The organism is Roseateles sp., from assembly GCF_039929605.1.
In the GTDB taxonomy this organism is placed as follows: domain Bacteria; phylum Pseudomonadota; class Gammaproteobacteria; order Burkholderiales; family Burkholderiaceae_C; genus Pelomonas.
In genome coordinates, this window is record NZ_JBDSQX010000190.1 from 1 (window position 1) to 23,615 (window position 23,615).

The 23,615-nt window shown below is 67.4% G+C and carries 22 protein-coding genes and 2 tRNA genes; 17 read left to right on the forward strand and 7 right to left on the reverse strand.

Annotated elements, in window-relative coordinates; genetic code table 11:
• The first annotated feature begins 44 nt into the window (after nucleotides 1–44).
• Nucleotides 45–1,445, forward strand: a complete 1,401-nt coding sequence (gene dbpA / locus ABIS05_RS25600) for an ATP-dependent RNA helicase DbpA (RefSeq protein WP_348011611.1) — start codon at nucleotides 45–47, stop codon at nucleotides 1,443–1,445.
• A 218-nt stretch (nucleotides 1,446–1,663) separates the two neighbouring features.
• Nucleotides 1,664–1,873, forward strand: a complete 210-nt coding sequence (locus ABIS05_RS25605) for a hypothetical protein (protein ID WP_348011612.1) — start codon at nucleotides 1,664–1,666, stop codon at nucleotides 1,871–1,873.
• 7 nt (nucleotides 1,874–1,880) lie between these two features.
• Here the strand turns inward: ABIS05_RS25605 and ABIS05_RS25610 are convergent, their stop codons facing one another.
• From ABIS05_RS25610 to ABIS05_RS25630, 5 genes are all read right to left on the reverse strand, one after another.
• A complete protein-coding gene (locus tag ABIS05_RS25610; protein WP_348011613.1) occupies nucleotides 1,881–3,659 on the reverse strand; it encodes a glutamine--tRNA ligase/YqeY domain fusion protein in 1,779 nt (592 codons plus the stop codon).
• A 55-nt stretch (nucleotides 3,660–3,714) separates the two neighbouring features.
• Complete coding sequence (locus ABIS05_RS25615; RefSeq protein ID WP_348011614.1) at nucleotides 3,715–4,533, reverse strand: hypothetical protein; 819 nt, start codon at nucleotides 4,531–4,533, stop codon at nucleotides 3,715–3,717.
• Nucleotides 4,530–4,793, reverse strand: coding sequence for a hypothetical protein (locus tag ABIS05_RS25620; RefSeq protein ID WP_348011615.1), 264 nt, complete (start codon nucleotides 4,791–4,793; stop codon nucleotides 4,530–4,532). Before ABIS05_RS25620 ends, ABIS05_RS25615 begins: the two co-directional genes overlap by 4 nt.
• Before the next feature lie 61 nt (nucleotides 4,794–4,854).
• Complete coding sequence (locus ABIS05_RS25625) at nucleotides 4,855–6,417, reverse strand: methyl-accepting chemotaxis protein (RefSeq protein ID WP_348011616.1); 1,563 nt, start codon at nucleotides 6,415–6,417, stop codon at nucleotides 4,855–4,857.
• A gap of 96 nt (nucleotides 6,418–6,513) precedes the next feature.
• A complete protein-coding gene (locus ABIS05_RS25630; protein WP_407074860.1) occupies nucleotides 6,514–8,058 on the reverse strand; it encodes a helicase HerA-like domain-containing protein in 1,545 nt (514 codons plus the stop codon).
• An 82-nt stretch (nucleotides 8,059–8,140) separates the two neighbouring features.
• Here ABIS05_RS25630 and ABIS05_RS25635 point away from each other — a divergent pair, with 82 nt between their 5' ends.
• The 14 genes from ABIS05_RS25635 to ABIS05_RS25700 all read left to right on the forward strand — a co-directional run bounded on the left by ABIS05_RS25635 (nucleotide 8,141) and on the right by ABIS05_RS25700 (nucleotide 18,916).
• On the forward strand, nucleotides 8,141–8,863 hold the full coding sequence (locus tag ABIS05_RS25635; protein WP_348011617.1) for a YebC/PmpR family DNA-binding transcriptional regulator: 723 nt from the start codon (nucleotides 8,141–8,143) through the stop codon (nucleotides 8,861–8,863).
• Entirely contained in the window at nucleotides 8,863–10,149 is a 1,287-nt protein-coding gene (purD, locus tag ABIS05_RS25640) for a phosphoribosylamine--glycine ligase (protein ID WP_348011618.1), read from the forward strand. Before ABIS05_RS25635 ends, purD begins: the two co-directional genes overlap by 1 nt.
• Nucleotides 10,146–11,084, forward strand: coding sequence for an oxygen-dependent coproporphyrinogen oxidase (gene hemF, locus ABIS05_RS25645; protein WP_348011619.1), 939 nt, complete (start codon nucleotides 10,146–10,148; stop codon nucleotides 11,082–11,084). The genes purD and hemF overlap by 4 nt, the downstream gene beginning before the upstream one ends.
• The gene (gene nadD, locus ABIS05_RS25650; RefSeq protein ID WP_348011620.1) at nucleotides 11,081–11,668 is read left to right on the forward strand and encodes a nicotinate (nicotinamide) nucleotide adenylyltransferase; all 588 of its coding nucleotides are present in this window, start codon (nucleotides 11,081–11,083) and stop codon (nucleotides 11,666–11,668) included. Before hemF ends, nadD begins: the two co-directional genes overlap by 4 nt.
• Nucleotides 11,669–12,382: a ribosome silencing factor gene (rsfS, locus tag ABIS05_RS25655; RefSeq protein WP_348011621.1), complete on the forward strand. Its 714-nt coding sequence runs from the start codon at nucleotides 11,669–11,671 to the stop codon at nucleotides 12,380–12,382.
• Nucleotides 12,382–12,849, forward strand: a complete 468-nt coding sequence (gene rlmH, locus ABIS05_RS25660) for a 23S rRNA (pseudouridine(1915)-N(3))-methyltransferase RlmH (protein WP_348011622.1) — start codon at nucleotides 12,382–12,384, stop codon at nucleotides 12,847–12,849. Before rsfS ends, rlmH begins: the two co-directional genes overlap by 1 nt.
• Nucleotides 12,842–13,444 carry a Maf family protein gene (locus ABIS05_RS25665; RefSeq protein WP_348011623.1) on the forward strand — a complete coding sequence of 201 codons (603 nt, stop codon included), beginning with the start codon at nucleotides 12,842–12,844 and terminating at the stop codon, nucleotides 13,442–13,444. Before rlmH ends, ABIS05_RS25665 begins: the two co-directional genes overlap by 8 nt.
• Nucleotides 13,445–13,574: 130 nt before the next feature.
• Complete coding sequence (gene rng, locus ABIS05_RS25670; protein ID WP_348011624.1) at nucleotides 13,575–15,047, forward strand: ribonuclease G; 1,473 nt, start codon at nucleotides 13,575–13,577, stop codon at nucleotides 15,045–15,047.
• A 68-nt stretch (nucleotides 15,048–15,115) separates the two neighbouring features.
• Nucleotides 15,116–16,405 carry a Tol-Pal system beta propeller repeat protein TolB gene (tolB, locus tag ABIS05_RS25675; protein ID WP_348011625.1) on the forward strand — a complete coding sequence of 430 codons (1,290 nt, stop codon included), beginning with the start codon at nucleotides 15,116–15,118 and terminating at the stop codon, nucleotides 16,403–16,405.
• Nucleotides 16,406–16,501: 96 nt separating this feature from the next.
• Nucleotides 16,502–17,038: a peptidoglycan-associated lipoprotein Pal gene (gene pal, locus ABIS05_RS25680; protein ID WP_348011626.1), complete on the forward strand. Its 537-nt coding sequence runs from the start codon at nucleotides 16,502–16,504 to the stop codon at nucleotides 17,036–17,038.
• Between the two features lie 17 nt (nucleotides 17,039–17,055).
• Entirely contained in the window at nucleotides 17,056–17,826 is a 771-nt protein-coding gene (gene ybgF, locus ABIS05_RS25685; protein ID WP_348011627.1) for a tol-pal system protein YbgF, read from the forward strand.
• Nucleotides 17,826–18,623, forward strand: coding sequence for a tRNA threonylcarbamoyladenosine dehydratase (locus ABIS05_RS25690; RefSeq protein ID WP_348011628.1), 798 nt, complete (start codon nucleotides 17,826–17,828; stop codon nucleotides 18,621–18,623). The genes ybgF and ABIS05_RS25690 overlap by 1 nt, the downstream gene beginning before the upstream one ends.
• Nucleotides 18,624–18,692: 69 nt before the next feature.
• Nucleotides 18,693–18,768, forward strand: a tRNA-Lys gene (locus tag ABIS05_RS25695).
• Between the two features lie 72 nt (nucleotides 18,769–18,840).
• Nucleotides 18,841–18,916, forward strand: a tRNA-Lys gene (locus ABIS05_RS25700).
• 247 nt (nucleotides 18,917–19,163) lie between these two features.
• On the opposite strand, the gene ABIS05_RS25705 is transcribed toward ABIS05_RS25700, so the two are convergent.
• Both ABIS05_RS25705 and ABIS05_RS25710 read right to left on the reverse strand, forming a co-directional pair.
• Complete coding sequence (locus ABIS05_RS25705; RefSeq protein ID WP_348011629.1) at nucleotides 19,164–20,015, reverse strand: EamA family transporter; 852 nt, start codon at nucleotides 20,013–20,015, stop codon at nucleotides 19,164–19,166.
• A gap of 60 nt (nucleotides 20,016–20,075) precedes the next feature.
• Nucleotides 20,076–20,897 (reverse strand): pyruvate, water dikinase regulatory protein, encoded by an 822-nt coding sequence (locus tag ABIS05_RS25710; protein ID WP_348011630.1) that lies wholly within the window; start codon nucleotides 20,895–20,897, stop codon nucleotides 20,076–20,078.
• A gap of 283 nt (nucleotides 20,898–21,180) precedes the next feature.
• On the opposite strand from ABIS05_RS25710, the gene ppsA reads away from it, so the two are divergent.
• Nucleotides 21,181–23,577: a phosphoenolpyruvate synthase gene (ppsA, locus tag ABIS05_RS25715; RefSeq protein WP_348011631.1), complete on the forward strand. Its 2,397-nt coding sequence runs from the start codon at nucleotides 21,181–21,183 to the stop codon at nucleotides 23,575–23,577.
• Nucleotides 23,578–23,615 lie beyond the last annotated feature (38 nt).

A 23,615-nucleotide genomic window follows, 5' to 3' on the forward strand; every position in this document is an offset into this window, starting at 1 on the left:
GAGCACCCGACCCCAAGCCCGACAGCCTCCTGGACAATCGCGCAATGACCGATATCGCTTTTTCCACACTGCCGCTGAGCCCCGCCATGCTGGCCAACCTCGACCAGCTCGGCTACGCGCAGATGACGCCCATCCAGGCCGCCAGCCTGCCGCTCGCCCTCGCGGGCCGCGACGTCATCGGCGAGGCCCAGACCGGCTCGGGCAAGACGGCCGCTTTTGCACTGGCGCTGTTGCACCGCCTGGACGCTTCACTGGCACGCGTGCAGGCCCTGGTGCTGTGCCCCACGCGCGAGCTGGCCGACCAGGTCACGCAGGAGATCCGCCGCCTCGCCCGCGCGGCCGACAACATCAAGGTGCTGACGCTGTGCGGCGGCAGCCCGATGCGGCCGCAGATCGAAAGCCTGTCCTTCGGCGCCCACATCGTCGTGGGCACGCCGGGCCGGCTCATCGACCACCTGGAGCGCGACACGCTGGACCTCTCCGCGCTGAACACGCTGGTGCTCGACGAAGCCGACCGCATGCTGGACATGGGCTTCCTGGACGACATCAAGGCCATTGCCAAACGCGCGCCGGCCAAGCGGCAGACGCTGCTGTTCTCGGCCACCTTCCCGGACGGCGTGGCCGAGATCGCAGCCAAGTTCATGCGCGATCCGCAGTCGGTGAAGGTGGCTGGCTCAACGAGTGCCGCCGCGTCGACCATCCGCCAGATCGCCTTCGAGGTGGGCGAGGTCGAGCGGCTGGACGCCGTGCCGCGCCTGCTGCGCGCCTTCCGGCCCGAGTCGGCGATCGCCTTCTGCAACACCAAGCAGCAGTGCCGCGACCTGGAGGCCGTGCTGGCCGCGCAAGGCTTCATCGCGCTGGCCCTGCACGGCGACCTGGAGCAGCGTGACCGCGACCAGGTGCTGATCCAGTTTGCCAACCGCAGCGTCTCGGTGCTGGTGGCCACCGACGTGGCCGCGCGCGGCCTGGACATTGCCAACCTGGCCTGCGTCATCAATGTCGACATCAGCGCCGACGTGGAGCAGCACGTGCACCGCATCGGCCGCACCGGGCGGGCGGGCGCGGAAGGCCTGGCGCTGAGCCTGGCCAGCCTGGACGAAATGGGCCGCATCGGTCGCATCGAGCAGCTGCAGGGCGAGGCCTTCGCGTGGCAGCCGCTGGCCGATGTGAAGGACGCGCCCGGCGGCCCGCTGCTGCCAGCCATGGACACGCTGCAGATCCTCGGCGGGCGCAAGGAGAAGATCCGCCCCGGCGACATCCTCGGCGCGCTGACCGGCGAGGCGGGCTTTGCGGGCACGCAGATCGGCAAGATCAACGTCACTGACTTCCATAGCTACGTGGCGGTTGAACGCAGCATCGCCGCCGAGGCGGTGCGCCGCCTGTCCGCCGGCAAGCTCAAGGGCCGCAAGGTCAAGGTCAGGCGTCTGGTGGATCTGGCCGAGTAAGCGAGTCGTCAGCGCCCGGCCCTAACGGGGCGATTGGGTGCGCTGCGGTCTTCCCCGCTTCCCGGTTGCAGGGTTGCTGCTGTGCCCGTCATTGCGGTGAGGGCGTGACATCTTGGCGCCTGACCCGCCAACTGCGGGGGTGGGCGGCCGGGTGTGCGACGTTTTCACGCGCAGTAGGCCGGTGCGGCGCCTAGTCTTCAATCAAGACGAGGTGCCCCATGAACTCACGCCCCATGCCCCTGATGACCGACGACTACGAGCTGCGCTTCGAGTCCCTGTTCCAGACCGGCCGTTCGCTGGCTTTTCCTTGCGACGCGTGCGGCGGCGTGATGCTGGACGCGCTGAGCGACAGGGCGCTGCAGAACTACCTGTTCGCCCGCGCCGTCGTGGGCCGCGACTACGCCAGCCCGACCATCCGCCGCGTCTGACGCGCCCTCACTTGGTGAAGCTGTCCTTCAGCCCGGTGATCTTGTTGAACACCGGCCTGTCCGCGCGGTGGTCCACCCGATCCGTGACGAAATAGCCATGACGCTCGAACTGCCAGCGCTGGTCTGCCGCAGCGCCGGCCAGTGAGGGCTCGACGAAAGCCTGCACGACCCGCAGCGAGTTGGGGTTCAGGAACTCGGTGAAGTCCCGGCCGCCGACGTCGGGCTGGGCCTCGGCGAACAGCCGTTCGTACAGGCGCACCTCGGCCGCGACGGCCTCGTGCGCGCCGACCCAGCCAATCGTGCCCTTGACCTTGACGGCGTCTGCACCCGGCGTGCCGCTCTTGGTGTCGGGGATGACGGTGGCGAGCACGGCGGTGACCTTGCCGTCGGCGTCTTTCTCGGCGCCGGTGCATTCGACGATGTAGCCGGCTTTCAGGCGCACCTTGTTGCCCGGGAACAGGCGGAAGTAGCCCTTGGTCGGCACTTCCAAGTAGTCCTCCGCCTCGACCCACAGCTCCGGGCCGAAGCTGAAGCGGCGCAGACCCAGCTCGGGCTTGTGCGGGTGGGCGGCCGTCTCGCAAGGCTCGCGGTGGTCGGCACTGCCAAAGACCTCGGCGTAGTTCGTCAGCTTGAGCTTGAGCGGTTGCAGCACGGCGAAGGCGCGCGGCGCCTGCGGCTCCAGGTCGGCGCGCAGGGCCTGGTCGAGCACGGTGTCGTCGATCCAGGCGTTCTGCTTGCTGGCGCCGGTGGCTTCCACCATCGCGCGCACGCTGGCCGGCGTGAAGCCGCGGCGGCGCAGGCCCACCAGCGTCGGCATGCGCGGGTCGTCCCAGCCGCTGACGTGGTTTTCCTCAACGAGCTGGCGCAGCTTGCGCTTGCTGGTGACGACGTAGTTCAGGTTCAGGCGGCCGAACTCGACCTGCTGCGGCAGCGGCCGGGCCAGCAGGCCCAGGTCCGCCAGGTGCTCCAGCAGCCAGTCGTAGAACGGGCGCTGGTCCTCGAACTCCAGCGTGCAGATGCTGTGCGTGATGCGCTCCAGCGCGTCCTCGATGGGGTGGGCGTAGGTGTACATCGGGTAGATGCACCACTTGTTGCCGGTGGCGTGATGCTCCGCATGCTTGATGCGGTAGAGCGTCGGGTCGCGCAGGTTGATGTTGGGCGAGGCCATGTCGATCTTGGCGCGCAGCACCATGGCGCCGTCGGCATGCTGGCCGTCGCGCATCTCGCGGAAGCGCGCCAGGTTCTCGGCCGGCGTGCGGCTGCGGAAGGCGCTGTTGACGCCCGGCCGGCCGAAGTCGCCGCGGTTGGCGCGCATGTCCTCGGCGCTCTGCTCGTCCACATAGGCGTGGCCGGCGTTGATCAGCGCCTCGGCAGCCGCGTACATGAAGTCGAAGTAGCTGCTGGCTTCAAACAGGTTGTCGCCCCAGCTCCAGCCCAGCCACTGCACCATTTCCTTGATGGCGTTGACGTACTCCAGCTCTTCCTTCTCGGGGTTGGTGTCGTCGAAGCGCAGGTGGCAGGCGCCGCCGTAGTCGCGCGCCAAGCCGAAGTTCAGGCAGATGGCCTTGGCGTGGCCGACGTGCAGATAGCCGTTGGGCTCGGGCGGGAAGCGGGTGCGGATGCGCGCTTCATCGAGCGGGCCGGCCGCGTGGTGGGCGGCGTCGCCCGGTGTGCCGCCGAAATGCCGGCCGGCGAAGGCGCCGGTTTCGAGGTCGTGCTCGATGCGCTGGCGCAGGAAGTTCGTCGCGGAGGTGGTCGGCACAGCGGGTACAGCGGGGTTGCTCATCAGCGGCTCTGGAAATGGAAGCGGGCCGTGTTCCAGGCCCGCAATGCGGCCGATTCTAAGGACGGCGCTCCAAGCGCAGAGGCAGCCGCGCGTGGGCCATGCCGATGCTGATCCACACGGCAACGCTGAAGTAGAGCGTCATCCACACCACCTCGCTACGCCAGTGCGCCCAGTCGTGCGAGACGGTCCAGCGGCCGGAGGCATCGGCGATGCCGGCGGCCACGGTCGGGTAGGCCCGGCCCGCAGCTTCGTCGGCCACCCAGCGTGCCCAGTACATCGGCACGTCGACGGTGAACATATAGGCCGCGTAAAGCCCGCCCGCCACGATGGCCACGCCCAGCCAGCGCCGGCCGCGCGCGCTCGCCTGCGGCCACATCGCCAGCATGGCCAGCACGCTCAGCACGGCGGCCGTGCCCCACAGCGTCTCCTCCACGACGTGGCCGATGTTGCGCGTCGTCAGCACGGCATACCAGGAGTGGACCTCGGCGATGGCGATCATCGGCACCACGGCGTGTGCCACCCAAAGGCCGAAGCGGTGTCCGGTCGTCAGCGCGGCACCACGCAGCAGCAGCGCCCATTGCGCGGCAAAGCTCAGCTCGGCGATGGTGGCCACCGTGCGGCCGACGATGACGCTGGAAGCCCAGGAGTCGACCATGACGACGCGCGGCACGTCGAACACCGGCAGGACCGAGCGGTAACCGCAGCCCAGCACATACAAGGCCGACAGCAGCAGTTGCAGGCGCTGGTGCGGCCAGGTCGAGCCGTCGGGCCGCTGGCGGTGCAGCCACGCGGTGGAGGCCGTCCAGGCGATCAGGTTGAGGCCGGCGATGGCGCACAGCAGGTGCCACCAGTACAGCGTGGTTGCGTCGTTCATGATTCTTCAGTCTTCTTGGGCGGCCGGCCCGTCTTCACCGGTGCCAGCCGGTCCAGCGCGGCGGCCAGATCCTTGGCGTTGAGCAAGGCCAGCGCTTGCAGGCCGGCGCGCAGCAGCTCGCTCTTCTTGGCCTCGCGGTGCGCGGCGTGCAGGCGGTGCTTGAGTTGGGCAATCAAGGCGTAGTCGGCCTCGGGCATGGTGAAGCCATCGCGCACGAGCTTGGCGCGTTCGGGAGGGTGGGGTTTGCGGGTAGCGTGCATATCGATGGAAACGGTTTATACGGTTTCCATCATTTCGGCGCTACCTCGCGCGCCAGCCGGGTCAGTGCGGGTCGCGGCCCAGCTTGAAGACGCCCACCACCTCGTTCATGCGCTGCGCTTGGCCGCGCAGGCTGTCCGCTGCGGCTGCGGCCTCTTCCACGAGGGCAGCGTTCTGCTGCGTGACCTTGTCGAGCTGCGACACCGCCTCGCTGACCTGGCCGATGCCGGTCGTCTGCTCCTGCGTGGCCGCGCCGATTTCGGCGATCAGGTCGGCCACGCGCCGCACCTGGCTGACGATCTCGGTCATCGTCTCGCCGGCTTCGCCGACTAGCCGCGAGCCGGTGTCGACGTTGTCCACGCTCTGGCCGATCAGGCCCTTGATCTCACGTGCCGCCTGGGCGCTGCGCTGGGCCAGTGCCCGCACTTCGCCGGCCACCACTGCAAAGCCACGGCCTTGCTCGCCGGCGCGCGCGGCTTCCACGGCTGCGTTCAGCGCCAGGATGTTGGTCTGGAAGGCGATGCCGTCGATGGTGCCGATGATGTCGGCGATCTTGCGCGAGCTGGCCGAGATGTCGCCCATCGTCTTGATGACCTGCTGCACCACGCCGCCGCCGCGCGCGGCCACACCGCTGGCCGATTCAGCGAGCTGCGTCGCCGTCTGCGCAGTTTCGGCGTTCTGGCGCACCGTCGCGGTCATCTCTTCCATGGAGGCGGCCGTCTCCTCCAGGTTCGCCGCCTGCTGTTCGGTGCGCTGCGAGAGGTCGGCATTGCCGTTGGCGATCTCGCCGGCGCCGGTCAGGATGGCGTCCGCGCCGCCGCGCACCTGACGCACGATGTGGACGAGCCCGTCGTTCATCTGCGTGAGCGCGGCCAGCAGCGTGGCGATCTCGTCGCGGCCGTCTGCGGCGATGGCCGATGTCAGGTCGCCGCCCGCCACCGCCTGCGCAAAGCCCACGGCCCGGCGCACCGGCTCGGTGATGGAGCGCGTTATCAGCCAGGCCAGCCCCGCGCCCAGCACGAGGGCCGCCGTGGTCAGGATGACCGTGGTGGCCACGGCGGAGGTGCGGGTGTCCTGCCCGTGCAGGTACTCGGCGGCGGCGACATCGATCTGCAGCTTGACGAGCTGGTCCGACATCTCGCGAGCCTGCGTCGCCAGCGGCAGCGTCTTGCCTTCGTAGATCTGAAGCGCCAGGCTCATGTCGCCGGTGGACATAGCGGCGCTGACAGGCACGAGGCCCTCGTCGATGTAGGCCTTGCGCGCTTGCGTGAAGCGGGCCGCCAAGGCTTTCTCCTCGGGCGTCAGTTCGGTGGCCAGGTACTGGTCCAGCAGCTGCTGGCCGTGCTTGAGGTTGGCGTTGAGTTCTTCGCTGCGCCGCTTGATCTCGTCAAAGCCTGGTGCGCGCAGCATCTCGACAATGATCAGCCGGTTGCGTGTGGACAGGCTGTTCAGCTCGCCGAGGTGGGCCAGCGGGAGGGTGCGGTCCTTGTAGACCGTCTCCAGCCCGGCCGCCACACGGTAGATGCCGCGCACGCTGACGACGGCCACCCCCAGCATCAACGCCAGCACCACGGCGAACGCGATGCCCAGCCGGTGTCCGATGCGCAATTGCGTCAGTGCCTTCATGCCATGTCCCTTGTGTTTTGAACGTCTGCAGGCGCCGGCCCGTGATAGCCGGCGCGGCGGGCAGTCTGCACGAACGCGACGGGCGCGTCGACCCGATCAGCGCCGCCGCGAGCTGCTTCCTCCGAGGATGCTGCCCAATACGCCACGGATGATTTCGCGGCCGACGGCCGAGCCCATGCTGCGCACGGCCGATTGAGCTGCCTTCTCGGCCAGGCCGGGATGGCGGCCGCCGCGTGGGCCGGTGGTGCCGAAGAGGACGTCCTTCAAGCTGTCGAGCATGCCGCCGCCTTCGTCGGCGGGTGCCGGCGCGGCGGGGCCTCCCTTGAACACCTGGCCACCCTCGGCCGCCATGCCGCCACCCGCCGGCTTACCGGCCAGCTTCTCGTAGGCGGACTCACGGTCCAGCAGCTTCTCGTAGACGCCCGCCACCAGCGAATTGGCGAGCAGCGCCTGGCGCTGGGCCGGCGTGATCGCGCCGATCTGGCTGCCCGGCGGCAGCACGAAGACGCGCTCGGTGACGCTGGGCCGGCCCTTCTCATCGAGCAGGCTCACGAGCGCTTCGCCGACTGCCAGCTCGGTGATGGCCGTGACGATGTCCAGCCCTGGATTGGCGCGCATCGTGTCGGCCGCGCTCTTGACGGCCTTCTGGTCGCGCGGCGTGAAGGCGCGCAGCGCATGCTGCACGCGGTTGCCGAGTTGGCCGAGCACTGCGTCGGGGATGTCCAGCGGGTTCTGCGTCACGAAGTAGACGCCGACGCCCTTGGAGCGCACCAGGCGCACGACCAGCTCGATGCGCTCGACGAGGGCGTCAGGCGCGTCCTTGAACAGCAGGTGGGCCTCGTCGAAGAAGAACACCAGCTTGGGTTTGTCCAGGTCGCCCACCTCCGGCAGCGTCTCGAACAGCTCGCTCAGCATCCACAGCAGGAAGGTCGCGTACAGACGCGGCGCGTTCATCAGCTTGTCGGCGGCCAAGACGTTGATGACGCCTAACCCCGACTCCGTTTGCATGAAGTCGGCGATGTTCAACATCGGCTCGCCGAAGAACTTGTCCCCGCCCTGGGCCTCGATCTGCAGCAGCCCGCGCTGGATGGCGCCCACGCTGGCGGCCGAGACGTTGCCGTACTTGGTCGTGAACTGACTCGCGTTGTCGCCCACGTGCTGCAGCATGGCGCGCAGGTCCTTCAGGTCCAGCAGCAGCAGGCCGTTGTCGTCGGCGATCTTGAACACCATCTGCAGCACGCCGGCCTGGGTCTCGTTCAGCGCCAGCATGCGGCTCAGCAGCAGCGGGCCCATGTCGGACACGGTGGCGCGCACCGGGTGGCCCTGCTCGCCGAAGACATCCCACAGCGTGGTGGGGCAGGCCAGCTTCGCGGGCGCGTCGATGCCGCGCTCCTTGAGCACGGCGAGCAGCTTCTCGCTGGGGTTGCCGGGCTGGCTGATGCCCGTCAGGTCGCCCTTCACGTCGGCCATGAAAACGGGCACGCCGAGGCGGGAAAAACTCTCGGCCAGCGTCTGCAGGCTGATGGTCTTGCCGGTGCCGGTGGCACCGGTGATGAGGCCGTGGCGATTGGCCAATGCGGGCAGCAGCAGGCACTCGATGTCGCCATGGCGGGCCAGCAGGATGGGGTCACTAATCGTCATGGTCGGGGAGCGTCCTCTAAAATCGCGAGCTTGCCAACGATAAATCAGGTCGCCTTCGATGCGCCTGCCAGGAGCCGAACACATGGCTGGTCATTCCAAATGGGCCAATATTCAGCACCGCAAAGGCCGCCAGGACGAGAAGCGCGGCAAGATCTGGACACGCATCATCCGTGAGATCACGGTCGCCGCGCGCCAGGGTTCCCCGGACATCAAGGAGAACCCGCGCCTGCGCCTGGCGGTTGCCTCGGCCAAGGCCGCCAACATGCCGGCCGACCGCATCAAATACAACATCGACAAGGCCAGTGGCAACCTCGATGGCCTGACGTACGAGGAAATCCGCTACGAAGGCTATGGCATCGCCGGTGCGGCCATCATGATCGACACGATGACGGACAACCACGTCCGCACCGTGGCCGAGGTGCGGCACGCCTTCAGCAAGTACGGTGGCAACATGGGTACGGACGGCTCGGTGGCCTTCCAGTTCAAGCATGTCGGCCTGATGCTGTTCGCACCCGGCACGTCGGAAGACAAGCTCATGGAAGTGGCGCTGGAAGCCGGCGCCGAGGACGTCATCACCGGCGACGACGGCAGCATCGAAGTGCTGACCGCGCCCGCCGACTACGAAGCCGTCAAGGCCGCGCTGGAAGCCGCCGGCCTGGTGCCCGAGCTGTCGGAAGTGACCATGCGCCCCGAGAACACGATCGAGCTGACCGGCGAAGACGCCGAGCGCATGCAGAAGCTGCTGGACATCATCGAAGACCTCGACGACACCCAAGCCGTCTATCACAACGCTGAGCTGAACTGATGCGAGTTTTAGTCATTGGCAATGGTGGCCGCGAACACGCGCTGGCCTGGAAGCTGGCGCAAGCCGAGCGCGTCAGCCAGGTTTACGTGGCCCCCGGCAACGGCGGTACGGCGCGTGACGAGCGGCTGGAGACCGTGCCCATCGCCGTCACCGACGTGAAGGCGCTGGCCGACTACGCCGTCGAACAGAAGATCACGCTGACCGTCGTGGGCCCCGAGGCGGCACTCGCCGCAGGCGTCGTCGACGAGTTCCGCGCGCGTGGCCTGCGCATCTTCGGCCCCACCAAGGCCGCCGCCCAGCTTGAAAGCTCCAAGGCCTTCGCCAAGGACTTCATGAAGCGCCACGGCATCCCGACGGCGGCCTACGAGACCTTTACCGACCCGGCCGCCGCCCATGCCTACGTCGATGGCCGCGGCGCGCCCATCGTCATCAAGGCCGACGGCCTGGCGGCGGGCAAGGGCGTTGTCGTCGCGATGACGCTGGCCGAGGCCCACGAGGCGATCACGTGGATCCTTGAGGACAACAAGCTGGGCGTGACCCACAACGCCGGTGGCGCCAGAGTCGTCATCGAGGACTTCCTCGCCGGAGAAGAAGCCAGCTTCATCGTCGTCTGCGATGGCAAGCGTGTCGTGCCGCTCGCCACCAGCCAGGACCACAAGCGCCTGCTTGACGGCGACGAAGGCCCCAATACCGGTGGCATGGGCGCCTACTCGCCGGCGCCGGTCGTCACACCCAACGTGCATGCCAAGGTCATGCACGAGATCATCAATCCGACCATCGCCGGCATGGCCAAGGACGGCCACCCGTTCACTGGCTTCCTCTACGCCGGGCTGATGATCGACGAGCACGGCCAGCCGCGCACCGTCGAGTTCAACACCCGTATGGGCGATCCCGAGACCCAGCCCATCATGATGCGCATGAAGAGCGACCTCTTCGAGCTGCTGATGCACGCCACCGACGGCACGCTGGACGAGGTCGAGCTGCAATGGGACCGTCGCGTGGCCTTGGGCGTCGTACTCGCGGCCGAGGGCTATCCGCTCGATCCGCGCAAGGGCGACGCCATCACCGGCCTGCCCGCCGACGAGGACGAGGCCATGGTCTTCCATGCCGGCACCACCGAGGTCGACGGCAAGCTGCTGACCAGCGGCGGCCGCGTGCTCTGCGTGACGGCGCTGGGCGAGTCCGCCCGCACCGCCGCGCAAAGCGCCTACGAGCTGGCCTCGGGCATCCAGTTTGCCGGGCGGCAATTCCGTTCGGACATTGGCCACCGCGCCATCAAGCGTTGAGCAACACCCAAGCCGTCCGCGAGTACCTGCTCGGCCTGCAGCAGCGCATCGTCAGTGCGCTGGAGGAGGCCGATGGCAACGCCTTCCTGAGCGACGGCTGGACGCGCGAGCCCGGTGGCCGGCTGGAGGGCGACGGCCTGTCGCGCCTCATCGAAGGCGGCGCCGTCTTCGAGCGCGGCGGCGTCAACTTCTCGCACGTGAAGGGCCGCGTGCTGCCGCCCTCCGCCACGCAGCACCGGCCCGAGTTGGCCGGCGCGCCCTTCGAGGCCATGGGCGTGTCGCTGGTGATGCACCCGCACAACCCCTTCGTGCCAACGGTGCACATGAATGTGCGCATGTTCGCGGCCCTGCCGCCCGACGCGCCGGCTGTGACGTGGTTTGGCGGCGGTATGGACCTGACGCCCTATTACGGCTACGAGCGCGACGCCCAGCACTTCCACCGCGTCTGCCGCGATGCGCTTGGCGCCCACGGTGCAGAGCTGTATCCCAGGTTCAAGGCCTGGTGCGACGACTACTTCTTCCTGAAGCACCGGCAGGAGCCGCGCGGCATCGGCGGCATCTTCCTGGACGATTACGCCGATGGGGGCTTCGATGGCGGCTTCGCCTTGATCCGCTCCGTCGGCGATGCCTTCCTAAGCGCCTACCTGCCCATCGTCGAGCGCCGCCAGGGTTATGCCTACGGCGAGCGCGAGCGCGACTTCCAGGCCTACCGGCGTGGTCGCTACGTCGAGTTCAACCTCGTCTGGGACCGCGGCACGCTGTTCGGCCTGCAGTCCGGTGGCCGCACGGAATCCATCCTGATGTCCATGCCGCCGCAGGTGAAGTGGCGCTACGACTGGGCGCCCGAACCGGGCACGCCCGAGGCGCGGCTGTACAGCGACTTCCTGCGGCCCCGTGACTGGGCCGATGAAACTCCGACTGCGCTGTGGCTATGAAGTTGGCTCTCTTCGGCGGCAGTTTCGACCCGCCCCACCTTGGCCACCTGGCCTTCGCCCGCTTCGCGCTGGGCGCGCTGGCGCCGGACCGATTCCTGTGGCTGCCAGCCGGCCGCCAATGGCAGAAGCCGGATCAGATGATGGCTTCCGGCGTACACCGCACCGCCATGCTCAAGCGCTTGACATCCGGCGAGCCGCGCTTTGCCGTCGACGAGCGCGAGCTGCACCGCCGCGGCCCCAGCTTCACGGCCGACACGCTGAGCGAGTTCAAGGCCGACAACCCGGCCGCCGAGTTGATGTTCCTCATCGGCCAGGATCAGTACGCCCGCCTGCCGACCTGGTACCGTGCCGAGACCGTGGCGGCGCTCGCCACCCTCGTCGTGGTGCCGCGCGCCGGCGAAGCCGTCGTCACGCCGCCCGGCATGCCGCCGCACCGCCTGCAGGCGTTGAATCTGCCGGAAACCCCCATCTCATCCACCGCCGTGCGCGAGGCTATCGCCCGCGGCGACGATATTTGCCCCTTGGTGGGCGCCGACGTCGCGAGCTATATTGACTCGCATCGTCTCTACGAGAAGAAGCCCTGAATGGACATTCGCAAGCTGCAACGAGCCATCGTCGATGGTCTTGAGGACGTCAAGGCTCAGAACATCGTCGTGTTCAATACCGAGCACCTGTCGCCCTTGTTCGAGCGCGTCATCATCGCCTCCGGCACCAGCAATCGGCAGACCAAAGCGCTCGCGTCCAGCGTGCGTGAAACGGTCAAGGGGCGCGGCATGCAGGTCATGCGCACCGAGGGCGAAGACAACGGTGAATGGATCATCGTGGACTGCGGCGCTGCCGTCGTGCACCTGATGCAGCCCGCCATCCGCACCTACTACCACCTCGAAGAGATCTGGGGTGACAAGCCCGTCAAGATCAAGCTCGGTGCGAGTGACTTCAAGTTGGTGAAGGCGTCGGAGGATGCCTCCGCCAAACCTGCCAAGACAGCGGCAAAGAAGTCCGGCATGCCGCTTGGCCCGGTCGGCGTGAAGCCCGCTGCGCCGGCCAGGAAGCCTGCGCCCGCTGCCAAGAAGCCAGCGGCTCGGAAGGCGCCCAGCCATGTCGTCAGCCCCAAGACGCCTGCGACGAAGACGATCACCGTCGGTGTGACCAAACCGGCGGCCAAGAAGCCGGCGGCCAAAAAGGTCGCGGTCAAGACGACGGTCGGCGTGAAGAGGGCAGCGCCCGCGAAGACGGTGACGAGCAAGGTCGTTGCCAAGAAGGCTACGGCCAAGAAGGCAGCGCCGAAGAGAGGCTGATGCGCCTCTTTCTCGTCGCTGTCGGCCAGCGCCAGCCGGCCTGGGCGGACACCGCTTACGAAGATTTCGCCAAGCGATTTCCGCCCGAACTGAAGCTCGAACTCAAGGCCGTCAAGGCCGAGACGCGCGGCAGCAAGACGGCCGAGCAGTTGATGGCCGCAGAAGCCGCGCGCATCGAGGCGGCTTTGCCGAAAGGTGTGCGCCGCATCATCCTGGACGAGCGCGGCGAGCGCCGCACGTCGGTCCAACTGGCCGAACGACTCAAGCTGTGGATGGGTGAGGGCCGCGACGCCGCCCTCATCATCGGCGGGCCTGACGGCCTGCATCCCGACCTCAAGGCCACCGCCGACGAGACGCTGCGCCTGTCCGACCTGACGCTGCCGCACGCCTTCGCCCACGTGCTGCTGGCCGAGGGCCTGTACCGCGCCTGGACGGTCACGACCGGCCACCCCTATCACCGTGAATAAGTTCATTTATCTCGCCTCGCAAAGCCCGCGCCGCCGCCAATTGCTGGCGCAGATAGGCGTTGAGCACGAGCTGCTGCTGCCTGGCCCCGATGAGGACGCCGAGGCGCTGGAAGCCGTGCGGGCCGGTGAGCTGCCCGAGACCTATTGCGCCCGCGTCACCGCCGCCAAGCTGGACGCGGCGCTGGCACGCCTGGCCGCGCGTGGCCTGCCGCCGGCGCCCATCCTCTGCGCCGACACGACCGTTGCCGTCGACGACCTCATCCTCGGCAAGCCCGAAGACGACGCCGATGCGCACCGCATCCTCTCGCTGCTGTCCGGCCGTAGCCACCGCGTCATCACGGCGGTTGCCGTGGCCAGCACAACCCAGCGCGCAGCGACGCTGAACGTCTCGCAGGTCGAGTTCGCGCCGTTGTCCGCCGCGCGGATCGACCGCTACATCGCCAGCCGCGAGCCCTTCGGCAAGGCCGGCGCCTACGCCATCCAGAGCCAGGCAGCGGCCTGGATCGTGAAGATTGCCGGCAGCTACACCGGCATCATGGGGTTGCCCCTCTTTGAGACGACCGCGCTGTTGGACAAATTCGGTTTTGAACTGTGAGCCCCCGAACCCGTCGCTTCGCGCCAGGCCCGCAAAGGGGGGTGAATTGACCTAGGGGCGGCCAGTCGGGCAATTCGAGTTTTGACATCTGCGCCTGCCGGGCGCAGAGGTCAGCATTCAAAGGTTCGCGATGGAAGACATCCTGATCAACTGGTCTCCGCAGGAGACGCGGGTGGCCGTGGTCGAGAACGGCGCGGTGCAGGAACTGCACGTCGAACGCACGTTGGAGCGGGGCCTCGTCGGCAACGTCTACCTCGGCAAGGTCGTGCGCGTGCTGCCGGGTATGCAGTCGGCGTTCATCGACATCGGCCTGGAGCGGGCGGCCTTCCTGCACGTGGCGGACCTGCACAGCGCCTCTCAGTTCGGCCATGGCCGGCACCAGAGCGCGGATGCCCCACCGACGCCCATCGAGCGCCTCGTCTTCGAGGGCCAGCCGCTGACCGTGCAGGTCATCAAGGATCCGATCGGCACCAAGGGCGCGCGCCTGTCCAGCCAGATCAGCGTGGCCGGCCGCATGCTCGTGTTTCTGCCGCAGGACGAGCACATCGGCATCAGCCAGAAGATCGGTTCGCCCGAGGCGCGTGAAGCACTGCGCGCGCGTGTGCAGGTGCTGGTGGGTAGCAGGGAGCAGGGCGGCGGCGGTGGCTTCATCCTGCGCACCAACGCGGAAGACGCCTCGGACGAAGAGCTGGCCGCCGACATCGCCTACCTGCGCAAGACCTGGCACCAGATCCGTGACAAGGCGCTCACCACGCCGTCTGCCAGCCTGCTGCACCAGGACCTGAGCCTCGTCGAGCGCGTGCTGCGCGACCTGACCACCGAACGCACCGGTCACATCCGCATCGACTCGCGCATGCAGTACGACGTGCTGCGCGAGTTCGGTGAGACCTTCATGCCCGCCGCCACGGCCAAGCTCGCGCACTACAGCGGTGAGCGGCCCATCTTCGACCTGTGCAATGTCGACGCCGAAATCGCTCGCGCGCTGGTTCGCAAGGTTGATTTGAAGTCCGGCGGTTCGCTGGTGTTCGACCAGACCGAGGCGATGACGACGGTCGACGTCAACACCGGCGGCTTCGTCGGCGCCAAGAATTTCGACGACACCATCTTCAAGACGAACCTGGAAGCGGCCGGTTCCATCGCCCGCCAGCTGCGCCTGCGCAACCTGGGCGGCATCATCATCGTGGACTTCATCGACATGACGCGCGAGGAGCACAAGACGGCGGTGCTGGCGGAGTTCAAGAAGCAGCTGGGCAAGGACCGCACCAAGGTCACCGTCGGCGGCTTCACGCAGCTTGGCCTTGTCGAGATGACGCGCAAGCGCACGCGTGAGTCGCTGTCGCGCATGCTCTGCGAACCCTGCCCCACTTGCGAGGGCCGCGGCCAGGTGAAGACGGCGCGCTCGGTCTGCTACGACATCCTGCGCGAGGCGCGCCAGTTCTCGCCGCGCGAGTTCCGTGTCGTCGCTGCGGCCAATGTCGTCGAGATGATGCTCGACGAAGAGAGCGCTCATCTGGCCGGGCTGTCGGACTTCATCGGCAAGCCCATCTCGCTGACCGCCGAGCCGGCCAACCAGACCGAGCACTACGACATCATCCTGCTGTAGTGGGGATTGCGCTGGACAAGGCTTTGTCTGACGTTACAACTGCTGCGGCTGCGGCAAAATCGCGCGCCATGCTCGAAACAGTTTTCCGTCGCCGCAGCCTTGCGGCCATCGTTGCCCTCGCTGCCGCGTTCAGCGTCGGCCCGGCACTCGCCCAGCTCCGTATCGACATTGCCGGTGTCGGCGGTTCGCGCATCCCCGTCGCCATTGCCGACTTCCGCGACGAGTCCAAGTCGCCCCAGCCCATCGCCGCCATCATTCGCGCCGACCTGGAGCGCAGCGGCCTGTTCAAGAGCGTCGACGCGCCGGGTGCGTTTAGCGAAACCAGTGTCCCCGTGTGGCCCGAGTGGCGCGCGCGCCAGTCCGACGCGCTCGTCGCCGGCTCCATCAACCGCCTGGCCGACGGCCGGCTGGACATCCGCTTCAAGCTTTGGGACGTCGTCAAGGGCGCGGAGATCATCGGCCAGGCCCAGGCTGTGCTGCCCGACGATGCGCGCCTCGCGGCCCATCGCATCGCCGACGTGGTCTACGAAAAGCTCACCGGCGAGAAGGGCGTGTTCGCCACTCGCATGGCCTACGTCACCAAGGCGGGCCGACGCTTCAGCCTTGTCATCGCCGATGCCGACGGCGAGAGCGCCAAGGTCGCGCTGACCAGCCCCGAGCCCATCCTGTCGCCCGCCTGGGCGCCCAATGGCCGCGAGCTGGCCTATGTGAGCTTCGAAAGCCGCAAGGCCACCGTGCGCATCCAGGATGTGCAGACCGGCGCGCGCCGTGTGCTGGCCGATTTCAAGGGCACCAACAGCGCCCCGGCCTGGTCGCCGGACGGCTCGCAACTGGTCGTCAGCCTGTCGCGCGAAGGTGGCACCCAGCTCTTCGTCATCAACCGTGACGGTTCCGGCGTGCGCCGCATTGCGCGAAGCAGCGCCATCGACACCGAGGCCTGCTACTCGCCCGATGGCAGCCAGATCTATTTCGTCAGCGACCGCGGCGGCGGCCCGCAGGTCTACCGCATGCCTGCCAGCGGCGGCTCGGCCGAGCGCGTCACCTTCGGCGGCAGCTACAACATCAGTCCGGCCATCAGCCCCGACGGCCGCACGCTGGCCTACATCACGCGCGTCGGCGGCGCCTTCCGCCTCAGCGTGATGGACCTCGGCACCGGGCAGTCTCAGCAGATCAGCGAAGCCAACGACGACGAGAGCCCGGCGTTCTCACCCAACGGCAAGCTCATCGTCTATGCCAGCCGCGCCGGTGGCAAGGAAGTGCTGATGACCACCACGCTCGACGGCAAGATCAAGACGCCCTTGCTCGTCACGCTGGCCGAAGTGCGCGAACCCGCCTGGGGGCCGTTTACGCCCCAGTAACTTGACAGCTCGCACCGTGTCGGACAATGCCGCGCCGGCACCCTTGCCAACCATGCTCTTTTCACCCGCCCCCCGTCTGTTGTGGAGACTACTCAAATGAAGCTGACTCGCTTTGCGCTCACCCTGATTGCTGCCGCCGCCCTGGCTGGTTGCGCTTCCTCCGTCAAACTGGACGACCCGGCGCCCGTCGTCACGGCCGAGCCCACGGCTCCCCCGGCCGCCCCGCCGCAAGGCAAGACGGAGCCGATGGCACAGACCAAGGTCGCCACCATCGACCTGAACGCGCAGTACACCGAACAAGTCCGCGACAAGCGCGTCGTCTACTTCGACTTCGACAGCGACGCCGTCAGGGAAGAGTTCCGCCCGCTGATCGAGGTGCACGCCAAGCGTCTGAACAACAACCAGAAGCTGGCGCTCAGCCTCGAAGGCAACACCGACGAGCGCGGCGGCCGCGAGTACAACCTGGCCCTCGGCCAGCGCCGTGCTGAAGCTGTTGCGAAGTCGCTGACGCTGCTCGGCGTGGGCGCTGGGCAGGTCGAAGCCGTCAGCTTCGGCAAGGAGCGCCCGGCCGTTCAAGGTAGTACCGAGGAAGCCTGGTCCAAGAATCGTCGCGTCGAGCTCAAGGACAAGTGATGCGTGGCTTGCGCCTGATGCGACTGACGCTCCTGGCCCTCGCCGCAGGCGCGGCCTTCGTGCAACCGGCCCGCGCCGGCCTGTTCGAGGATGACGAAGCCCGCAAGGCCATCCTCGAACTACGCGCCAAGATCCAGGCCAACGACGATGCCGCCAAGCAGCGCGCCGAGCAGGTCAGCACCTTGGTCCAGGATCAGCTGCAGCCGCTGCGCCGCAGCATGCTGGAGCTGAACACCCAACTCGACGGGCTGCGCGGCGAGCTGGCCAAATTGCGCGGCACCAACGAGCAACTTGCCCGAGACCTGTCCGACACCCAGCGCAAGCTGGCCGACCAGACGCAGTCCGTCGACGCCCGCCTAAAGCCGCTAGAGCCCCAGAAGGTGGCTCTCGACGGCCGCGAGTTCCAGGTCGGCCCCGATGAACGCGGCCAGTACGACGCCGCCGTCGGCCTCGTGCGTCGCGGCGACTTCGCCGAGGCTGTCGCCGCGCTGAATGCATTCCTGAAGCGCTACCCCGCCAGCGGCTACACCGACTCGGTGCGCTTCTGGCTCGGCAACGCCCAGTACGGCAAGCGCGACTACAAGGACGCGATCGCCACCTTCAAAGCCTTCATCGCCGGCAATGCGGATCATCCGCGCGCCGCCGAAGCCCTGCTCGCACTGGCCAACTGCCAAGCCGAGTTGAAGGACAACAAGGCTGCGCGTCGCAGCATCGAAGACCTCATCAAGGCCTACCCCGGCACCGAAGCCGCGCAAGCGGGCAAAGAGCGCCTGGCTAGCCTGAAGTGATGGTCGCGGATCAGCTCGGCGAGGCTGATCTCGAGCGCCGTTTCGGTGGCCTGCGCCGCCTGCATGGCGACGCTGCTTACCAGCGCCTGCGCACCGCACGTTTCGCGGTCGTGGGCCTGGGCGGCGTCGGCTCCTGGGCCGTCGAGGCGCTGGCCCGCAGCGGCGCCGCCGAGCTGACGTTGATCGACCTCGACCAGGTCTCCGAATCCAACATCAACCGGCAAATTCAGGCCTTGGGGTCAACCGTCGGCATGGCCAAGGCCGAGGCGCTGCGCCTGCGTATTGCGGACATCCACCCGGGCTGCAAGGTGCATGTCATCGAGGAGTTCGTCGAGCCCGACAACTGGCCGGCGTTGATGGGTGGCGCCGAGTTCGACGGGCTCATCGATTGCTGCGACCAGATCCGCGCCAAGGCCACGCTTGCGGCGTGGGCTCGTGAGCGCGAACTGCCCTTCGTCACCGTCGGCGCAGCGGGCGGCAAGCGTGAGCCGCATCGCGTGCAGATTGCTGACCTCAGCGCCACGACGCACGACCCGCTGCTGGCGTCGTTGCGCCAGCGCCTGCGCAAGCACCACGCCGCGCCGCGCACCGGCAAGCTGGATGTGGCCTGTGTCTACTCACTGGAGCCTGTGCACCTGCCTCAGCAGGGCGAGGGCGAAGCTTGTGAGATTCTCGGCGCTGGCGACGGCAGCCTGAACTGCCACGGCTACGGCTCCAGCGTCGCCGTCACGGCAACCTTCGGCTTGTGCGCGGCGGCCGAGTTGCAGCGCCTGCATCTGGCGCGGACGACATCGTGACGGCCCATGCTTGAAACTTCTTGTGGAGCATAAAAATATCTGCCTATAATGGCGGGCTCTGCTTGACACGGGACGTTAGCTCAGTCGGTAGAGCAGCGGACTTTTAATCCGTTGGTCGCAGGTTCGAATCCTGCACGTCCCACCAGGTTTTATAGCGCTGATTCGACGGAATCGACGCTACAATCGCTGGCTCAGCTCGGTCGCCCGGGTTGACTCAGGGCTCTTAGCTCAGTTGGTAGAGCAGCGGACTCTTAATCCGTAGGTCGAGTGTTCGAGTCACTCAGGGCCCACCAAACAATCTCGATGAATCAAGCACTTGGCGAGAAATTGCTAAGTGCTTTTTTCTTGCCTGCTTGGACGGTGACGGCCTCTGTGGCAGTTTTAGTCCGGTTGAAGCGGCTGGCCACCGCAAGAAGGCGAGAAGCCCGCAGCCGAGTCGCACAAGTGGCAGGAGGCCGGCCGAAACATGGATATCGGCCCGATGCCACCGAGTGGTGCTCATGAGCCGTCAATACGCCAGCGCAATGACTCCGGTCCCAATCAGCGCCGCCCCCGCCAGCCGCCAGCCCTTCTCCCCTTCGCCCAGCAACTGCCCACCCAGCAGCGCCGCAAACAGCACGACACCTCCCGTGCCGGTGCCACGCGCGACAGCGGCGCGTCGCGCACGGCCAGCAGGACCAGCACGTAGGCCAGCGGGCTGATGGTGGCCACGGCCAGCACACCCTTCCAGGTGCGCCGCAACTCGGCCCGGAAGCTGTGCCGGTTGCGCAGGACTATGGGCAACTGCATCGGCACGCGCAGCACGTTGCCGCAGTAGTCCAACAGCAGCGGCGACACGGCCAGCACCTTGACCGCGTAGCCGTCCAGCACCGTGTAGCCGGCGATCAAGGCGCCCGTGGCCACGCCCCAGTACACGCCCTGGCGGCGGCGGATGGTGGCGGTGACCTCCGGGTCCACACCCCGGCCAAGGAGGCGCGGTCCCATCGTGATGAACAGGATGCCGCCCACCACGCCGGCCAACCCCAGCACGCCGAGGGCGCCCAGATGCTCGTCCAGCAGCAGCACGGCGGCGGTTGCCGACAGCAGCGGCCCGGTGCCGCGCGCGACCGGGTAGACGACCGTGAGGTCGCTGGCCCGGTAGCCGGCGATCAGGCAGTTGAAGTACAGCAGGTGCACGATGGCGCTGGCGACGACGAAGCCCCAGAGCAACGGCGACCAGTGCGGCAGCTCGCCCAGGTCGATCCACAGCACCGCTGGTAGCCAGAACAGCACGACGCCGACGGCGCAGGCGAACACGAAATGCGGGCCGCCGCCCCACTTCTTGGCGGCCAGGTTCCAGAGCGCGTGGAGGAGGGCGGCGACGAGGACGAGGGCTAAGGCGTGAACTGGCATCAGTTCAGCGCCCCCTCGGGGGGCAGCATCCGCAGGATGCGTGGGGGCGCCGTTTCTGCATCAGTACATCAGCCGATCCGGCCGGATGTCGCGCAGGATCGTCGTCGCGATCTCTTCGATGGACTTGTGCGTGGACGACAGCCAGGAGATGCCGTCGCGCTTCATCATGGCCTCGGCCTCGTTGACCTCGTAGCGGCAGTTCAGCACGTCGGCGTACTTGCTGCCGGGGCGGCGCTCGTTGCGGATCTGGCTGAGCCGCTCGGGGTCGATGGTCAGGCCGAAGCACTTGCGCCGGTGCGGTGTCAAGGAAGGCGGCAGCTTGCGGCGCTCGAAGTCCTCGGGGATCAGCGGATAGTTGGCGGCCTTGATGCCGTGCTGCATGGCCAGGTAGAGCGACGTCGGCGTCTTGCCCGAGCGCGACACGCCGACGAGGATGACGTCGGCCACGTCGAGGTTCTTGCTGCTCTGGCCGTCGTCGTGCGCCAGCGAGAAGTTGATGGCCTCGATGCGATCGTGGTACTCCTGGCTCTGCGCCACGTCCGAGAAGCGGCCCACGCGGTGGTTGCTCTTGATACCGAACTCTTCCTCTAGCGGCTCGATGAAGGTGCCGAACATGTCCATCACGCGGCCCAGGCAGTGCTCGCGCACGATCTTCAGCACGTCGCGGTCCACCAGCGTGGCGAAGACGATGGGCCGCTGCTCCTCGCGCGCGGCCGTCTCGTTGATCTCGGCGATGACGGCATGGGCTTTCTCGGCGGAGTCGACGAAGGGCCGGCGCACATGGCGGGCCTTGATCGTGAACTGCGCCAGGATAGAGTTGCCGAAGGTTTCGGCGGTGATGCCGGTACCGTCAGAGACGAAGTAGACGGTTCTGGCGATCATGGCAACGACCCTCGGAGTTCAATGGCGAGGCCATGATAGCCAGCGACTCGGCTGAGCTTGCTTCAGCCACCACCCTGCAGCCGAGGCGGTTACACGCCGGTACGGACCGCCTAGAATCCGCCCAATTCCTCGCGATCAGCCCCATGCGCGCCTCCTTCCTCCCAGAAGAATCCAGAAATGGACGGAGCCGCGCCTGCCTTGAGCACATCTGCTCGGCAGTGCCCCACATGGACGGCCCGAACGACGCGACGGCACCGGTTTTTCAACCTCCCGGAGTTTCCCCATGTCCACCCTGTTCGAGGCGACCGCCCTGGTCGTACCGTTTGAGAATCTGAGGATGACCGATGTCGAGGCAGTTGGCGGCAAGAACGCCAGCCTCGGCGAAATGATCTCGCAGCTGTCTGCGACCGGCGTGCGGGTGCCCGGTGGCTTCGCCACGACGGCGCACGCCTTCCGGCAGTTCCTCAAGCACGAGGGGCTGGACGCGCGCATCGCGGCGCGCCTCTCCACGCTCAACACCGACGACGTCCGCGCGCTGGCCGAGGCCGGCGCCGAGATCCGCGGCTGGATCGAGAGCCAACCCTTCCCGGCCGACCTGGAAGCCGGCGTGACCTCGTCCTTCGCGCAGCTCACCGCCGACAACCCCGGCGTGAGCTTCGCTGTGCGCTCGTCCGCCACGGCGGAAGACCTGCCCGACGCATCTTTCGCCGGCCAGCAGGAAACCTTCCTGAACGTCGTCGGCATCGACGAGGTGCTGCACAAGATGCGCGAGGTCTTCGCCTCGCTCTACAACGACCGCGCCATCAGCTACCGCGTGCACAAGGGCTTCGCCCACAACGACGTGGCGCTGTCCGCCGGCGTGCAGCGCATGGTGCGCAGCGACCTCGGCTCGGCCGGCGTCATGTTCACCATCGACACCGAGAGCGGCTTCCAGGAAGTCGTCTTCATCACGTCCAGCTACGGCCTGGGCGAGACGGTCGTGCAGGGCGCCGTGAACCCGGACGAGTTCTACGTCCACAAGCCCGCGCTGAAGGCCGGCAAGCTAGCCATCATCCGCCGCAACCTGGGTTCCAAGCTGCTGCGCATGGAGTTCGCGTCGCCCGAAGAGAAGGCTGCCAGCGGCAAGCTGGTGAAGACCGTGGACACGGCGGTCGAATCCCGCAATCGCTACTCGCTGAACGACGCCGAGGTGACCGAGCTGGCGCAGTACGCGCTAATCATCGAGAAGCACTATGGCCGCGCGATGGACATCGAGTGGGGCCGCGACGGCGTCGACGGCAAGATCTACATCCTGCAGGCCCGCCCGGAAACGGTGAAGAGCCAGATGGCCGGCCAAGTCGAGCTGGCCTACAAGCTCAAGGCACACAGTGCCGTGCTGGCCGAAGGCCGCGCCATCGGCCAGAAGATCGGCACCGGCCCTGTGCGGCTGGTGGACAGCGTGGCCGAGATGGACCGCGTGCAGCCGGGCGACGTGCTCGTCACCGACATGACCGACCCGAACTGGGAACCGGTCATGAAGCGCGCCAGCGCCATCGTCACCAACCGGGGCGGCCGCACCTGCCACGCGGCCATCATTGCGCGTGAACTGGGCATCCCGGCCGTGGTTGGCTGCGGCGACGCGACCGACCTGTTGAAGGACGGCCAGCTCGTCACGGTGGCCTGCTCGGAAGGCGACACCGGCTACATCTACGACGGCCTGCTGGAGACCGAGATCAGCGAGGTGCACCGCGGCGAGCTGCCGTACTGCCCCATCAAGATCATGATGAACGTGGGCAACCCGCAACTGGCCTTCAACTTCGCGCAGATGCCCTCGGGCGGCGTGGGCCTGGCGCGGCTCGAGTTCATCATCAACAACAACATCGGCGTCCACCCGAAGGCGATCCTGGACTATCCGAACATCGACGCCGACCTGAAGAAGGCCGTCGAGTCTGTCGCCCGTGGCCATGCCTCGCCGCGCGCCTTCTACGTGGACAAGCTGGCCGAAGGCATCGCCACCATCGCGGCCGCTTTCTTCCCGCGCCCGGTCATCGTTCGCCTGAGCGACTTCAAGAGCAACGAGTACCGCAAGCTCATCGGTGGCAGCCGCTACGAGCCGGATGAAGAGAACCCGATGCTGGGCTTCCGTGGCGCCAGCCGCTACATCAGCGGCGAGTTCCAGGACGCCTTTGCGATGGAGTGCGAGGCCCTCAAGCGCGTGCGCAAGGACATGGGCCTGGACAACATCGAGATCATGGTGCCCTTCGTGCGCACGGTGAAGCAGGCCTCGCGCGTGGTCGAGATGCTGGCCGAACGCGGCCTCAAGCGCGGCGTCGACGGCCTGCGCATCATCATGATGTGCGAGGTGCCGAGCAATGCCATCCTGGCCGAGCAGTTCCTGGAGCATTTCGACGGCATGTCCATCGGCTCCAACGACCTGACGCAGCTGACGCTGGGCCTCGACCGCGACTCCGGCCTGGAGCAACTGGCCGGTGACTTCGACGAGCGTGATCCGGCTGTCAAGGCGCTGATCTCGCGCGCCATCCGTGCCTGCCGCGCCACCGGCAAGTACATCGGCATCTGCGGCCAGGGCCCCAGCGACCACCCGGACTTCGCCGACTGGCTGGCCGAGGAAGGCATCGTGTCGATCTCGCTGAACCCGGACACGGTGATCGAGACCTGGCAGCGCTTGGCGGCCAAATAAGCAGCACCCTGCGCTGACCGGCCCGGGTTCTCCGCAAG